Source organism: Rhodococcus sp. T2V, assembly GCF_029269925.1.
GTDB lineage: Bacteria > Actinomycetota > Actinomycetes > Mycobacteriales > Mycobacteriaceae > Rhodococcus_F > Rhodococcus_F koreensis.
Genome location: NZ_JARJBD010000018.1, coordinates 14161 through 29446 on the forward strand (window position 1 = coordinate 14161; position 15286 = coordinate 29446).

At 64.9% G+C, this 15286-nt stretch carries 10 protein-coding genes; 1 reads left to right on the forward strand and 9 read right to left on the reverse strand.

Features of this window, described 5'->3' with window-relative positions:
• Positions 1–2 precede the first annotated feature (2 nt).
• The 6 genes from P3H15_RS17065 to P3H15_RS17090 all read right to left on the reverse strand — a co-directional run bounded on the left by P3H15_RS17065 (position 3) and on the right by P3H15_RS17090 (position 6946).
• On the reverse strand, positions 3–623 hold the full coding sequence (locus P3H15_RS17065) for a hypothetical protein (protein WP_276138332.1): 621 nt from the start codon (positions 621–623) through the stop codon (positions 3–5).
• An 81-nt stretch (positions 624–704) separates the two neighbouring features.
• Positions 705–2141: a hypothetical protein gene (locus P3H15_RS17070; RefSeq protein ID WP_276138333.1), complete on the reverse strand. Its 1437-nt coding sequence runs from the start codon at positions 2139–2141 to the stop codon at positions 705–707.
• Between the two features lie 47 nt (positions 2142–2188).
• Complete coding sequence (locus tag P3H15_RS17075) at positions 2189–2605, reverse strand: PEP-utilizing enzyme (RefSeq protein ID WP_276138335.1); 417 nt, start codon at positions 2603–2605, stop codon at positions 2189–2191.
• A 128-nt stretch (positions 2606–2733) separates the two neighbouring features.
• Positions 2734–4320, reverse strand: coding sequence for a class I adenylate-forming enzyme family protein (locus P3H15_RS17080; protein WP_276138336.1), 1587 nt, complete (start codon positions 4318–4320; stop codon positions 2734–2736).
• Positions 4313–5443: an NAD(P)-dependent alcohol dehydrogenase gene (locus P3H15_RS17085; protein WP_276138337.1), complete on the reverse strand. Its 1131-nt coding sequence runs from the start codon at positions 5441–5443 to the stop codon at positions 4313–4315. Before P3H15_RS17085 ends, P3H15_RS17080 begins: the two co-directional genes overlap by 8 nt.
• A gap of 42 nt (positions 5444–5485) precedes the next feature.
• Positions 5486–6946: an aldehyde dehydrogenase family protein gene (locus tag P3H15_RS17090; protein ID WP_276138338.1), complete on the reverse strand. Its 1461-nt coding sequence runs from the start codon at positions 6944–6946 to the stop codon at positions 5486–5488.
• 297 nt (positions 6947–7243) lie between these two features.
• Between P3H15_RS17090 and P3H15_RS17095 the strand changes: the two genes are divergently transcribed.
• A complete protein-coding gene (locus P3H15_RS17095) occupies positions 7244–10639 on the forward strand; it encodes a protein kinase (RefSeq protein ID WP_276138339.1) in 3396 nt (1131 codons plus the stop codon).
• Positions 10640–11725: 1086 nt separating this feature from the next.
• Here the strand turns inward: P3H15_RS17095 and P3H15_RS17100 are convergent.
• From P3H15_RS17100 to P3H15_RS17110, 3 genes are read right to left on the reverse strand one after another with little or no spacing between them, the layout of a single operon-like run.
• The gene (locus tag P3H15_RS17100; RefSeq protein WP_276138340.1) at positions 11726–12292 is read right to left on the reverse strand and encodes an ATP/GTP-binding protein; all 567 of its coding nucleotides are present in this window, start codon (positions 12290–12292) and stop codon (positions 11726–11728) included.
• A gap of 44 nt (positions 12293–12336) precedes the next feature.
• Positions 12337–12735, reverse strand: coding sequence for a roadblock/LC7 domain-containing protein (locus P3H15_RS17105; RefSeq protein ID WP_276138341.1), 399 nt, complete (start codon positions 12733–12735; stop codon positions 12337–12339).
• Positions 12732–15035 (reverse strand): sensor histidine kinase KdpD, encoded by a 2304-nt coding sequence (locus tag P3H15_RS17110; protein WP_276138342.1) that lies wholly within the window; start codon positions 15033–15035, stop codon positions 12732–12734. Before P3H15_RS17110 ends, P3H15_RS17105 begins: the two co-directional genes overlap by 4 nt.
• Positions 15036–15286 lie beyond the last annotated feature (251 nt).

The following is a 15286-nucleotide window of genomic DNA, read 5'->3' on the forward strand; positions in this document are numbered from 1 at the left end:
GTTCACTCCTTACGTGCGCGACCGAGGGTGCGCAGCAAGTCTTCGTGGAATTCGAACCACACGTTGTGCACCGAGTCCTTGGTCGGGTCGGAGACGAACGCGATGTCGCCGGCGTCGACCTTTTCCAGGGAACGCTCGAAGCGGCCGACGTACGTGCGGAAGCGCGCGTCCTTTTCGGCGAGGGCTTCGAGCAGCCCCTCGAGCCGGGACACCAGGCGCTCGATGGTGGAGATCACCTTCGCGTCGTAGGCGGAATCGCTGTGATCGTTGGCGAGTTTGCGTCCGCCGACCTCGATCTGCTGCCAGGAGGACATGGTGCGCAGGAAACGGGAATTGACCTCCTCGAACTTGTCGGCCACCTGCAGCACCGAGGGATCGTCGCGAAGGGGTCCGTAGATGGTGGCGGCGGAATCGACCAGCACCGGGCCCGAGGCGTCGGTGGGCAGGGCCGTCTCACCCATGAGCGCGACCAGATCGCCGTCTTCGAGTTCGGTGAAGATCCCTCGCACCTCGTCGGTGCTGAGGTTGACGATCTCCGCCACAGCGGCCGCGGTCGCCATCTTCTTGAGCGCCACGGCGTTGAGAACGTCGTAGAGACGTTTGTCGAGCAGGGTTTGAGTCATGTTGTTTCCCAACGATCGAACGGGGGCGGCCGGTGGCAGGTGCCTCCCGGTCCCGCCGCCCCCGTGTCTGGTGAACGGGTTCTACATCCAGCGGTACTTCGACCGGCGCAGATCTGCACCCTCGCCGAAGGGCAGGTAGCCCTGGCCGGAGAAGATCTTCTGCGGAACGACTTCCTGCGCGAAGCCACGCTTGCCGATGTCGTAGTAGTAGTTCGACACGCGCTGGTCGATTTCCCAGAGCTGGTATTCGTCGCATGCCTTCTCGTATGTTCCGGCCTTACGCAGGTACGGCAGGATCATGTCGACGTAGTAGACGTACTGGCCGGCCCAGATCAGGTCGCGGCGGCACATCCGCGAGATCTTTCCGTACATCTTGAGCGTGGCGTCCTGGATCTTCGGCAGCTCGCCGCCCAGGTCGTCGATCTTGATGGTGCGCACGTCCGCCATCGGGGTGTCCCACTGCTCGCGGGCGAAGACGGCGCCACCGACGATGGCGGGAATGTAGTTCTTCGGCCGGGTGAAGGTGGTGGAGATGTCGTTGACGCGAATTTCCTGCAGTCCCAAAATTTCCGGGTCGATCTCGAGCGCGACGGTGTAGGCGTGCGGCAGGCCGGCGTCGTCGCACACATCGGACCAGTGGAAGACGGGTTCGTTGACGAACAGGTCCCGGAGAATGAGGATGTTGCCGTTGGGCAGCTCGTACGGTCCGGTATCACCGAGACCGAGCCGGCAATCCATGTGATCGAGGAACGAGAGCAGTTCGGCGGCCGCGTTGAACCGGGTGAACGATTCGTGCTTGGGGCTTCCCGGCTCGAGCGTCTCGAGCTGGTTGACGATGCCCGAGAGGAAGTCCGGCTCGTGGATCTGGCAGCGGTACCGGTCCTGCGAGTTGAGGATGTACCCGTCCTGGCGCTTGCCGAACTCGATCCGCTGCATGAACTTGAGGAGCTCGTTGCTCTCCTCGATGTAGTCGTCGGGTCCGATCGCTTCGAGTGCGAGCAGACCGCAGCGGCCCATGCCGAAGCCGACGGCCCCGATCGACCAGTCGTGCACCGCGTTGATCTTGGTGCCGATTTCCCGCCGCGCCGAGGCCCCGATGTCCAAGATGCCCTGGGCGCCGACCTCGTCGGTGGTCATGCGCAGGATCTCCGGCCAGCGGTAGAACTCGTGCATGAACGCGAGGATCTCGTATTCCTGGCGGGGGATCATGCCCGAGACGCCTTCGGTGGCACGCATGACGAGCACGTCCCAGATGTTCCAGGCCAGGTAGTTGTTGAGGTCGTTGAGCTCGTCCAGGGTGAACTGGTCGGCCAGGACGTCCTCCTTGCTGACCTTCTCGAGGACCTTGCTCTTGGCGCGCTGCTTCTGCACCTTGTCGCCGAGGATGCCGTCGCGCATCGGTTCCTGGCCGACGAAGTTGCCTTCGAAGACCAGATCCTGGAACCGCAGGCCGTCATCGTCCGGTTCGTAGCGCTGCTTGTACGTCGAGCGGAGACCGGGTGTCATTTCGAGACTCATGTGGGGTTGTTCCTCTCTGCCCATGGGTGTGTGGTTCGGGAAGACGGTCAGCTGATGATGCTGACGCGCCCGACCTCCGCGTCGTCACAGTGCAGCTGGACGGTTTTGCCGATCAGGGTGTCGGCGATCTCCTCGAAGTGCGCATCGTCGGTGTTGCCCACGACGTAGCGCGACTCGCTGTCGGTCAGGTACGCGGTCATCACACAGGGAATCTGGAACTCACGGGAGAGGATGCCGAGGTGTGACTCGGGAGCGCCGGACATCGTGATGACGCCGGAAGCACCCATGCTCAACGCCGGAGTCAGGAAGGTCGTCGTGCCGCCGCGAACGAGCAGGATGTAGTCCTGCAACTTTCCGGACCGCACGACCTCGATCACGTCCTTGGGCGAGCCCAGGAACTTGACCTCACCCTTCGGGCTCTTCTGCGTCTCGAAGGCGTTGAACCCTTCGGCTACAACCTGCATTGGTACTCCTTTGATCGAATCGAGGAAGGTGTCCTCGACCACATCTGACTTACTATGTTGCGCTAATCACAATGCCCGCTGGTCTGTGACCACCGCATGGGCGCCGCGGATAGCGTTCCGTGTGGCCATTATCTCGCGTGGACAATGCTTCGGTCACCGTCGATTTCCGCGAGCTTGCGGCGCATGAGCTTGCCGGACGAGGTGGTCGGCAGCGCATCGACGAAGACGACCTCGCGGGGGCGCTTGTAGGCGGCCAGCTCACCCCGGCAGTGCTCGATGATGTCTTCCGGGAGCAGGCGGGCCTCCGGTGCGGGAACCACGTATGCGACGGCGACTTCGCCCTTCACCGGATCGGGCCGGCCACCGACAGCGACCAGCGCAACGTCCGGATGGGCTCCGATGACACGTTCGATCTCGGCCGGATACACGTTGTATCCGGCGGTGACGATCATGTCCTTGAGCCGGTCGACGATGAAGAAGTGCCCGGTGTCGTCGACGTAGGCGACATCGCCGGTGCGTAGCCACCCGTCGTCGGTGAGCGCCTCCGTAGTGGCGTCCGGGCGACCGTAGTAGCCGAGCATCACCAGCGGGCCGCGAACGAGAAGCTCGCCGTGCTCACCCGTGGGAACCTCACCACTGGTGCCGTCGATCGGGCCGATCCTGACTTCCAGGCCGGGTAGGGCCACTCCGATCGACCCGGGCACCGGGGGTGCGTGGACCGCGTGAGTCGTGCCGAGTCCGGACAGCTCGGTCATCCCCCACAATTCGAGGACCGGACCCGGCGCCCGGTTCTGCCACCGTGCGAGGAGTTCCGGCGCGAACGTCTGGCCGCCGATGGTGGTGGCTCGCAGGGTGGACAGGTCCGCGGTCTCGAACCCGGGGTCCGCGAGCATCATCGAGTACATCGCGGGTACGCCCTCGAACAGGGTCGCGTGTTCGCTCTCGATCAGACGCAATGCCTCGCCCGGGGTGAAGCGTTCCATCAGGATCACCGTGCCGCCGGCCAAGAAGGTGCTGTTGATGGCGACGTTGCCGTAGACGTGTGCGCCCGGCAGGGCGGTGACCACGATGTCGTTCGTTGTGCGGCCGTGCATGGTGGCGGTCAGCGCGCAGTTGAGGAGCACGGATTGCTGGGACTGCATCGCCCCCTTCGGGTGCCCCGTCGTTCCCGAGGTGTAGCCGATGCTGCACAGGTCGGCGGGCCCGGGGGCCGGGGGCGCGGCCGGAGCACCGACGACCGGCGCGGTGAGCAGCTCGGTGAACGTCACCGCACCGATTACGTCGCCGACGTCGCCGTCGAGCTGGCACACCAGTTCGACGGCGGACATCTGCCCCAGAACGCTCGCGACGGTATCGGCTTGGGATGCCCCGTAGAAGAGGGCTTCGGCCTCGCAGTCAGAGAGGACGAACGCCAGCTCCGGGCCGGTGAGCATGACATTGACCGGATTGACGATCGCACCGGATTTGAGGATGCCGTGATACGCGACGATCCATTCCCAGCAGTTCTGTGCGTAGAGCGAGCACACGTCTCTCGCGCCGATCCCCCGCGTGCGCAGTGAAGCCGCGACCGCGTCCGACAGGCGGTCGAGTTCCAGGTACGTCAAGCAGGTATCGCCGACGACGAGGGCGATCTTGTCCGGATGCCGTGCGGCGGCGTAGGGCAGGATCTCGCCCGGCCCCACCGACGGCTGGGACGCAGCGACGCGACTACTCACCGGATTCCCCGTGGGCGCCGCGGTCACCGAAGGTCAGGACCGCTTTGGTGACCTTCCCATGGTGGACGGCGTCGATCGCCTCGTTGATCTGATCGAACTCGAAGGTGTCGATCAGCTTGGTGAAGGGGAACTTGCCGGCCTGGTAGAGCTCGATCATGCGGGTGACGAATTCCTGCGGGATGGCATCGCCCTCGATGACGCCGATCAGACTGCGCCCGAACAGCAGATGACCCTGGTCGAAGGAGATCTCGTTCGGGATGCCCTGGAATCCGACGGTGGCACAGACCCCCGGCGACTGCAGACATTCGAGTGCGCTGCGCACGACGTCCGCCAAGCCGATGCAGTCCACCGAATAGCGCGCTCCGGCTCCGCCGGTGATCTCACGGATCCGCTCGACCACGTCTTCCTCGGCGGAGTTGATGGTGTGGGTGGCACCGAGCTCGGCGGCCTTCGCCAGGCGTGCGGGCTGGATGTCGACGGCGATGATGGTGCCGCAACCGGCGACCACCGCCCCCAACAGGGCAGCGAGCCCGACCGATCCGGTCCCGAAGATCGCGATCGACGACCCCTCCTCCGGATCGAGCGTGTTCAGCACCGCCCCGGCACCGGTTTGGATGCCGCACCCGAGGGGGGCGAGCAACTCGAGCGGCAGGTTGCGGGCGACGCGGACACAGTTCTGCTCGTTGGCCACCGCGTAGGTCGCCCACGAGGATTGCCCGAAGAAGTGTCCGCGCATCTGCTCTCCTCCGGAGCTGAGGACACTCGAGCCGTCCAGGCGTGCACCGACCAGGTTGAGAGGGACGAAGTTTCGGCAGTGCATCGGAAGTGCGCGCGCGCAGTTGTCACACTCGGCGCAGAAGTTGTACGAGAGCACCACGTGATCGCCGGGCTCGATGCTGTCGACCTCCGGTCCGACCGCGGCGACGATTCCCGATCCCTCGTGACCGAGCACGATCGGGGCGGCGTCGGTTTCCGCGGTCGCGATCATCCCGAGGTCGGTGTGGCAGATACCGGATCCGACGATCCGTACCAAGACCTCGCGGGGGCGTAGCTCGTCGATGTCGAGTTCCTCGAGCGACAACGGCTCCTGCGCCGCACGCAGGACGGCTGCTGTGGTCTTCATAGTCACTTTCCTCTTCGAAAAACGGTCGAGCGCGGGAGGGTCTTACGAGACCGCGTCGGGGACCTTGTTCAACGTGATGGTCTGGTGGTTGGTGTATTCGGCGAGTCCGTGCAGGGAGTTCTCGGCGCCGATGCCGGACTGCTTGTGTCCGCCGAACACCTGATGCGGCGAGTACTGGTGCACCTCGTTGAGCCACACGGTTCCGGCCTCGAGCCGGCGGCCGATCCGCTCGATCGCCTCGAGATCCTCACCCCAGACGGTGGCGCCCAGGCCCCAGACGGTGTTGTTGGCCCGGGCGATGACATCGCTCTCGTCGTTCCAGCGCAGCAGCGGCAGGATCGGGCCGAAGGGTTCCTCGGCGACCAGGCGAGAGTCCTCCGGCGGGCTGTCGACGAGGGTGACCGGGACGAACCAGCCTCCGGCGTTCGGGTCGATCTGTCCGCCGAGGGCGAAGGTGTAGCCGTTGGCCGCGCAGTCGTCGAAGTACTCCTGCACCTTCTGCAGCTGGGGCAGGTTCTGGATCGGGCCCAACTGAGTCTCGGCAGCAGCGCCGTTGCCGACCACCACGGTCCGGGCATACGCGACCAGCTCGTCCCGCACGGCGTCGTAGACGTCATCGTGGATGTAGATGCGCTTGGCGGCGTTGCAGAACTGGGCGTTGTTCTGGAACGCAGCCCAGAAGATCTGCGGGGCGACCTTCGCCGGATCGACGTCCGGGAGAACGATCGCCGGGTCGTTTCCGCCGAGTTCGAGGGTGACCCGCTTGAGGGTGCCGGCCGCGGACCGCATCACGTGCTTGCCCGTTTCGGTGCTGCCGGTGAACGCGATCTTCGCGATGCCCGGGTGTGCCGTGATCCATTTGCCGAGCTCGTCGTCACCACTGACCGCGCTCAAGACGCCGGCGGGAAGCAGATCCTGCACCAGCTCGACCAGCTTGAGGTCGCACAGCGGGGTGAACGGGGACGGCTTGACGATGATGGTGTTGCCGGCCACCAGGGCAGGCGCGATCTTCCAGACCGCCAGCAGGATCGGAAAGTTCCACGGCACGATGGCACCGACCACGCCGAGCGGGGTGTGCCGGCTGATCACCCGACGTTCGGCAGTGTCCTCGAGGACCTCCTCGGGCAGGGACTGCTTGGCGATCTCCCGGAACCACGCGACCGACCCGTACACCTCCCATTCGGCCATCGGTCGTGGCTTGCCCTGCTCGGCGGTCAGCAGTGCCAGGAATTCTTCGGCGTGGGCTTCGAGCCGATCACCGATCGCCGAGACGATGGCCTGACGTTCGGCGAGCGGGGTCGCCGACCAGCCGACAAACGCGGCCTGAGCGGCGGCGACGGCCTCGTCGAGGTGATCGGAGCTCGCAACGGGAACGTGGGCAATCACCTCGGTGGTCGCCGGGTTGTACACCGGGGCCGTGTCTTGCGCGGTCGCGGACTGCCCGTTGATCGTCATCGCGAATTCTGTCGGGAGAGCGAGGACGGTTGCTTCGGTAGACAACATTCATCTCCTTCGGGTGCGCAGATTCACCGGTTGTGAGGCTGCGTCTACGAGGTGCCACGCGAGTGGGCGTATACGCCCCGGTGCCGGTCTCGCGAGCGGGCCCAGGCGCGGTGTTCTTGCCTGCGAGGTGGGGCGGTGATCACAGTTCTACTGCCGGGGCGTGATGAGGGCGTCATCTTTGGGGGAGCAAACCATGGCGTCGTTCTATCCGACGAGGAGTAGCCGCTCACCGGGAACGGGAGCATTGTGGCTGGTAAATCGCTCGATTCTTCGACGATCCAGAAGCTGGTCACGCGCATGAAAACCTGTATCGCAGTCACCCCAGTTGTTCTGTCGGCTGGTCCTCCCCGTCACCACACCGACAGCACCCGCCGTCGCGAAACACCGCAGCGCGCGGCTCCCGCGGCCGCGGGGCAGCAACTCGCACCGCTCCCCCTTCACGATGAACTGGCGAACGCCGGCTTCGACAATGCTGAGGAGATCGGACGTGGTGGTTTCGGAGTGGTGTACCGCTGTCAGCAGGCGGCCCTGGAGCGGGCCGTCGCGGTCAAGGTCATGACCTCGCAGCTCGATCCGACGAACCTCGGACGTTTCGTGCGCGAACAGCGCGCGATGGGCCGACTCTCCGGCCACCCGAACATCGTCAGCGTCTTCCAGTGCGGAAGCACCACATCCGGCTCGCCGTACCTGGTGATGCAGCTCCATCCCCGGGGGTCGATCGAACAGCGGATTCACCGACACGGACCGCTGAGCTGGAACGATGCACTGCGTCTCGGAGTGCGTCTCGCCGGTGCCCTGGCCGCCGCACACAATGCCGGCATCCTTCATCGCGACGTCAAACCCGCAAACATCTTGCTCACCGACTACGGCGAACCGCAGCTCGCAGACTTCGGTGTCGCTCACGTCGCCGGCGGCTTCGAGACCGCCGACCACGCCGTCACCGGCACGCTCGCCTACACCGCCCCGGAGGTCCTCCACGGCGCGGGCCCAACGCCCGCCGCAGATGTCTACGCGCTCGCCTCGACGAGGTTCTGCGCTATGACCGGCCACGCCGCGTACGAGCGACACGCCGGCGAACCGATCGTCGCCCAATTCCTCCGAGTCACGACCCAACCGATTCCCGACCTCCGGAAGGTCGGCGTCCCCGACGACGTCTGCGTCGAGATTGAACGAGCCATGGCACCGAATCCCGAGGACCGCCCCTCCACCGCCGCAGAGTTCGGAAACCGTCTTCGCCGGGTGCAACTGCTCAACGGGCGCCAGGTAGACGAGATGGCTCTGGTCACGACCTGTGAGCCTCACCCGACCACCGATTCGCTATGCCCCGAAACCATTGCGTCTCAACCGGCACCGGCTCTGACCGTCGCGCCGGCCGTGGGGGAGCACGCCTCGAGCCCCTCCCCCGGTTCACGCGGGAATCTGCCCGCAGACCTGACCACATTCGTCGGACGCCGACATGAGGTGGCCACCACGAAGAAGTTACTCGCCCAATCACGCCTGGTGACCCTGATCGGGACCGGAGGAGTCGGAAAGACCCGGCTCGCGTCCAAGGTGGCCGCCGAAACCCATCGCACATTCGCCGACGGGGTATGGCTGGTGGAACTCGGCGAGCTGACCGAAGGGGACTTCCTCGTCGACACCGTGGTGTCCGCGCTCAGGATTCAGGAACAACCCGACCAGCACCGGCTCCCCGGTCTCATCGAGTACCTCCGGTCGCGCCGTTGCCTACTCGTCCTCGACAACTGTGAGCACCTCATCGACGCCACCGCCGCCCTCGCTGAAGCTCTCCTCCAGTCCTGTCCCGAGCTGCGAATTCTGGCTACCAGCCGCGAACCACTGGGTCTGGGCGGTGAGTCACTTCAGCGGGTACAACCGCTGTCCACCCCAGACTCGGGAATTCGGTCGATGCAGGCGATCGGGCAGTACGACGCCGTGCGGTTGTTCCTCGAACGTGCTACCGCCGCCCTCCCTGAATTCGAACTCACAGAGGAGAATTGGAAGCAAGTCGCCCGCGTCTGCGAACAACTCGACGGGCTTCCGCTCGCGATCGAACTGGCCGCGGTTCGCCTTCGCGCGATCTCGATCGACCAGATCCACGACAAACTTTCCGACCGATACCGGCTTCTCTCACGCGGTCGGCGATGTGCGCCGGCACGCCAGCAATCACTGCGGCTGTGCATCGACTGGAGCCACGATCTCTGCACACCACAGGAACGTACGCTCTGGTCGCGACTGTCGGTGTTCGCCGGCAGCTTCGAACTGGATGCGGCCGAAGCCATCTGTACCGATGGCGATGATGTCCAGAACGTCCTGGACATCATCGCGTCGTTGGTCGACAAGTCGATCTTGGTCAGAGAAGAGGACGGCCTCACCGTCCGCTACCGCATGCTCGACACGTTGCGCGACTACGGCCGCGAGCAACTCAGCGCCACAGAGGAGCTGATGACGCTGCGGCGCCGCCACAGCGACTGCTATCGGCAGCTGGCCCGCGAGGCAGAAGCCGAGTGGATCAGCGCGAACCAACTGACGTGGATCCTTCGATTGGATCGCGAGCACCCGAACCTTCGGGACGCACTCCAGTTCCGCATTTCCCAACAGAATCCCGATTCGATCGATTTCGCCACGTCTCTCTATCCGTTCTGGTTCTCCCGAGGACTTCTCCGAGAGGGTCGACGATGGCTCGAGAGCGCATTGTCCACCGACAACGGTCGACATCGGGTCGACACAGTGCGGGCGCTGTGTGCTCAGAGCGTGCTCGCCGGTCGGCAGGGCGACCTCCCCGCCGGGGCGCAACTATTATCCGCGGCCCGCACCGCGAGCGATCACATCGACGACGAGGTCGCCCAGGCCCATCTGCACCACGCCGAAGGAATGCATGCGCTGTACTCCGGCAACATTCAACGAGCTGCGACATCGTTTTCCGCCGCTCTCGCCACACTCCGTACCCGCCCCACACCGTTCCTGCGGATCTCCACACTCCAAGGACTCGGACTCGCCAGCGGACTCCTCGGTGACACCGACCAGGCGATCGCCCGCAACGAAGAGGCCATCACCCTCAGCGCCGACCTGGGCGAATCGGTCTACCGGGCCCGCTCCTTCTGGGTCCTCGGCCTGCAGGTGTGGCAACTCGGCAACCTCGACCGAGCGACCGGGCTCCTCTGTCAGGGGCTGCGAATGGCACGGGTGGTCGACGACCCGCTCAGCGCCGCCTGGTGCTTGGAAGCGCTCGCATGGATCGCTGCAAAATCGGACCGGGCCGAACACGCCGCGCAAATGATGGGCGCGGCCGAAGGACTCTGGGAGAGCGTCGGCAGCACACCGGTGCACATTCCCGGCCTCCACATTCATCACGACGAATGCGCACGCCGGGCGCAGGACACGCTGAGCCGCAAACGCTTCTACCACGCCTTTCACGCCGGCCGGCGCATGACGCTGGCCGAGGCCGTCGCCTTCGCGCTCGACGAAGATTCACCGGTACCCCCGGCGCACCCCGACACCGAGAAGTGTCACCTGACCAAACGCGAGCACCAAGTCGCCGAACTCGTAGCCGAAGGCCTGACCAACAGAGCGATCGCCACCAGGCTGGTCATCTCCAACCGCACCGCACAGGGACACGTGGAGCACATCCTCACGAAACTGGGCTTCACTTCACGTACCCAAATCGCAGCATGGGTGGCCGCCGGCAAGCAGTGACACTCCCTGTGGCGCAATCCTCATCCCTCATGGAGTGAACTGCGCCTCCGACTTATCCCCATGAGTAATGCGTTCACATTGTCCGCAGTCCTATCGTCTGTCCAAGCCGGCACTCCGACGGAGACCGCGCTCAGATACAGCTCGACACATGGCGCTGCGAGTTGTCGTAGGAGGGGCAGAAAATGACGAACAGGCCAGAAGAACATCAAGCGAACACTCGTGACGATGACTTCATGGTGCAATTCTTCCGACGTTGGTCCGCGTTCGGCGGAGGACCCTCGGAAGACATCATGGTCAACTTCGGAATCTCCAAGCGCGAATACGAAGATCGCCTTTACGATCTCGCCTGCAGCAATCGCATTCGCAGATATCCTCCCGAAGTGAAGGATCTGATCCTCACGTTCTGTTCGTCGCGTCAGCTCCGACGACATCGAAGCGCCCCACAACGGATACTGGTCGACTTCACGTCGTCCGAGCCACCCCATGACATGTCCGCACTACTTCCCTCATCGTAGGACTTCCACTATGCCGACCCTGTTTATTGACGCGTTCGTCGCGGCACTCAGTTTCGTTCGTCCCCGCCGCCTGTCACGGATCCCCCACCACATCGTGCGGGATCTTTCAGTCGCCCGCGCGCAGGCGCGGTGGGCCCGCTTGTGCGTCGAGGAACCTGAGCAACGCTCGGCATAGTCCGTTCGGTCGAACGGATACGTGCGGAATCCAATTGCACTGTTGGTGCACAGAGGCTTTCGCCCCAATTGGGTCCGGGTGGACCAGCACCGAGCCCGCCGGAGCGAGCGGGGTAGTTGCGGCACTGCCGCCGAGCACCTGTTCGCCGACCAACTCGAATCCAGAAGCAGCCCGCGGCTCGGAAGGTTGGGCGCACCCAACCGGCGCCGCCTGCGCCAGGATGCAATAGCAGCAACTAAAGCGTATATCCCGGCGGCGGGGCGCGACCCAGCATGGCGGGCGCGGGCGGCTGTTTCCGCGTCATCGAGCACTTTCGGCAGCGATCTACAAGAACATCCCTGGACGCTGTCACCGTGTCGCGGCGAGATGGTGGAAACAGTCGTCCTGGCAATGTTGTCAATGGGCTGCTGCGGTGTCCGCCGCGTCGAGCGCATATGCCGCGATGTCGAGGAGGGCGTTCTTGACCGACGCACGGTTTCGTGCATCGGCAGCGATGATCGGGACGTTGGGGGCAATCGCTAGTGCGGCCCGGATGTCGTTGAGTGGGTACCGGGGTGCATTGTCGAACTCGTTTACGGCCACGAGGAATGGAAGACCTCGGGATTCGAAGAAGTCGATAGCCGCGAAGCTGTCGTCGAGACGGCGGGTGTCAATCAGAACTATCGCACCGATGGCCCCGCGCACGAGATCGTCCCACATGAACCAGAACCGGTGCTGTCCCGGTGTGCCGAAGAGGTAGAGGATCAGATCGTCTGCCAGCGTGAGTCGCCCGAAGTCCATCGCAACGGTGGTGGTCACCTTCTGCGGGGTTGCCGTGACGCTGTCGACCCCGGTACTCGCGTCGGTGACCATCGCCTCGGTCCGCAACGGAACAATCTCGGACACCGCACCGACCATGGTCGTCTTCCCGACACCGAAACCTCCGGCGATGACGATCTTGGCGGAGGTGACCCGGTCTGGCAAAGGATTTAGCGACCCTCGAGTGCCGGCCGGAGTTGCTGACGGAATCATGACCGAACTGCCGAACGAGGCACGGCGTCGATTTCGGACCCCACGCGCTCGACCAGAACCGCCATTTCGTACCCGACCTGTCCGATGTCGCACTCGGCCGTGGTCAGGGCAGCAAGCTGCGAACCGTCCCCGACGCTCATCAGCAACAGGTAGCCGTGATGCATCTCCACCACTGACTGCAGGACACCGCCGCCGTCGAACAGCGACGACACACCGGCGGAGAGACTGGCCAGACCTGAAGTCACTGCCGCGAGTTGTTCGGCTCGATCGAGCGGAAGGTGCGCGCTCGCGGCCATCAGGAGACCATCAGCCGAGACCAGCGCGGCGTGCGTCACCCGGGGGACGTCGCGGGCGAAGTTGGACACCAACCAGTTGAGAGTGCCGCCACTTGTCACGAAGGTTCCTCCTGTTGCCATGGGTCTACTGGTCCGGGATTGCGCGGTGTGTCCATCCGTCCGGCGCGGACACCGCTCTGGTGTCGTGTGAGATTTGCGCGGACCGCCTCGGGGGTGCGGGTGTGTCTGGACATGTGGTCCGACTCGTCGACACCGCCGGGGACGAGGCGTTGCCCGGGGATCCGTTGCGGCAGGCCGTTGAGGGTTGTCCGCTCGGGCGTGTGCTGCGCGGCTCGGCGCGCTGCCGACCAACCGGTATCCGCTCGCGTCACCCACTCCTGCGGAACGTCGTTGTCGACCGTGGTGGGGTCGGTCAACCACAGTGGAGCGATACTGGCGAAGATCGGGGTCTGTGCGGTCTCGTCGGCAACGACCCGCGGCTCGAAGAATGACGCTGTCCGTGAGGATTCCAAGCGATGTCGCGGCGCGGGTCCTGAAGCACCGTCACTGTTGGTCTGGGGTGCTACGGATCGGGGTCGAGCAGCGGTGGCGATCCCGGTTGCCCCCGGTCGGCGCTGGGGCAGAGCACCGACGGAGGATCTCCCGGCACCAACGCCTTCGGGAGATACCGGTATCTGACCTGGGTGTTGCCTCTGGATGGCGACCACCCCCTCCTTGGGAATTGTGGCGGTGGAACCCGGTGCGGTGAGATCGGCATAGTGCCCAGCAGTCTGGGGTCGGCCGCCGGAGCCGGCCTGGACACCCTCGGGTGCAGAGGTGAGCACATCACCGCAGATGTGGACCGACACGGTAATTCCCGCGTTGCGCGGCTGGTCGAGCGTCGGACGGAGGGTGACGGTGATGTTGTGCCGTTTGCTGAGTTCGCTGACGACGAACAGACCCATGCGGCGCGCGGTGTCTGGGGTGACCTCGGGTGTCGAGGCGACTCGGTCGTTGAGTTCGTGGAGGTCGGACGGCGCCATTCCGATTCCTCGGTCTGCGATCTCGATGACGACACCGCCGTCGATGGTACGCGCGCAGGTGGTGGTCACAGTACTGTCCGGCGGCGAGAAGTGCAGGGAGTTGTCGAGCAGTTCGGCCAGAACATGCACGAGATCCCTCCCCGCGGTGCCGGTCAAGGTCACCGGCGGCATCGCGGCGACCCGAACGCGCTGATAGTCTTCGACCTCGGAAATAGCCGCGCGCACGGCGTCCCCGAGCAGGATGGGCGCCGGGCGCCCGCGCCGATTGTCGTTGCCCGCCAGGATCAGCAGGTTGTCGCCGTTTCGGCGCATCCGGGTGGCGAGGTGGTCGAGGCGGAAGAGGTTGTCGAGGCGCTTGGGGTCGCGTTCTTCGAACTCGAGTTGTTCGATCATCTCCAGTTGCAGATCGATCAGCGATCTGCTGCGCCGGGCGAGGGTTTCGAAGACGTTGTTCATCTGCAGCCTCAGCTGTGCCTGCTCACCGGCGAGCAGCAGGGCCTGGGTGTGAATGTCATCGATGGCACGGGCAAGTTGGCCGATCTCTTCGTGGGTGTGCACGTCGATGGGATCGAATTCGAGGGTGGAGGCGTCCGCACCGGACTTGAGTCGTCCGACCGCGGCCGGCAGGTCGGCGTGAGCCACTCGGAGAGCGCCGCGCCGCAGTCTCCGCAGGGGTTGCAGCAGGGATCGTGCCACCACTACGGCGAGCAGAATCGCGGCGAGCAGCAACGCCGTGACCACCCCCGTATCCCGCCACGCCTGGGTCCGCAACGCGGCCGACTTCGCTACCACTGCATCCTTCAGATCGGCGGAGGCGGTGGCGATTGCGGTGGAATAGTCGTCGACGCTCGCGATCAGCGAGTTCTTGAGCTCGGTCAGTGCCCGGTCGGCGCTCTCGCGGTGTGCGACATCCGGCAGCAATGCGGTGCGGTCATTCACCCCGTTTCGGAGCGTCGTCATGGTGGGGTCACCGGGCGGGTACCGCTGTTCGACCTGGTCGAGCAGTGCGGACTCGGTTCGGAGGTTGGCCAGAAGGTTGACGGACTCGGCTTCGAGATTCGCACCGGATTCGCCGGTGAGAATTGCCGTCGAGGCGACAACTGACAGGCCCTGGGCCGAGACCAACTTCTGGGCCGCCCACAAACCCTCGAGGCGCACGGTCTCGACGACCACCTCGGGGTCGGCGATCGGGGCGGTGATCGCGCCCACCGCGCTGGACAGGGCAGATCTGATGGACGCGAGCTGCGCGGTGAGTGCCTCTGTTGAGGTCGGTCCCTGCTTGGCCTGTGCGCTCAAGGCACGCGCACCGGAGAGTGCTGCCGCAACGTCGGATGCTGCGCCCTCGTCGAGCGTGTCTGCGGTGTTCGCGTTTTCCACGTCCACAATTGAGGCGTCGAGGTTTGTCGATCATCGACGTCGAAATGGTGCGTAGCGCCAACGTTCCCATCACAACGGCCGCGTGCCCGTCCAGCTCGACGAGAAGCGGGAGGATCTGCGCCCTCTCGGACACCGTGGTGAAGTCCGCTGCCGCCGTGAGGCTTTGTTGTACGCGAAGAAACCCCAGTCCTGCCGCGACCGTGAGGGGAACGGTCAGTACGACCGCCATCTTCCAGCGCAGTGGCCAGCCT

Excerpts from the sequence above, each read along its gene's own strand:
- P3H15_RS17065 (WP_276138332.1), bottom strand. The coding sequence starts at position 623 with ATGACTCAAACCCTGCTCGACAAACGTCTCTACGACGTTCTCAACGCC.
- P3H15_RS17070 (WP_276138333.1), bottom strand. The coding sequence starts at position 2,141 with ATGAGTCTCGAAATGACACCCGGTCTCCGCTCGACGTACAAGCAGCGC.
- P3H15_RS17075 (WP_276138335.1), bottom strand. The coding sequence starts at position 2,605 with ATGCAGGTTGTAGCCGAAGGGTTCAACGCCTTCGAGACGCAGAAGAGC.
- P3H15_RS17085 (WP_276138337.1), bottom strand. The coding sequence starts at position 5,443 with ATGAAGACCACAGCAGCCGTCCTGCGTGCGGCGCAGGAGCCGTTGTCG.
- P3H15_RS17090 (WP_276138338.1), bottom strand. The coding sequence starts at position 6,946 with ATGTTGTCTACCGAAGCAACCGTCCTCGCTCTCCCGACAGAATTCGCG.
- P3H15_RS17095 (WP_276138339.1), top strand. The coding sequence starts at position 7,244 with ATGAAAACCTGTATCGCAGTCACCCCAGTTGTTCTGTCGGCTGGTCCT.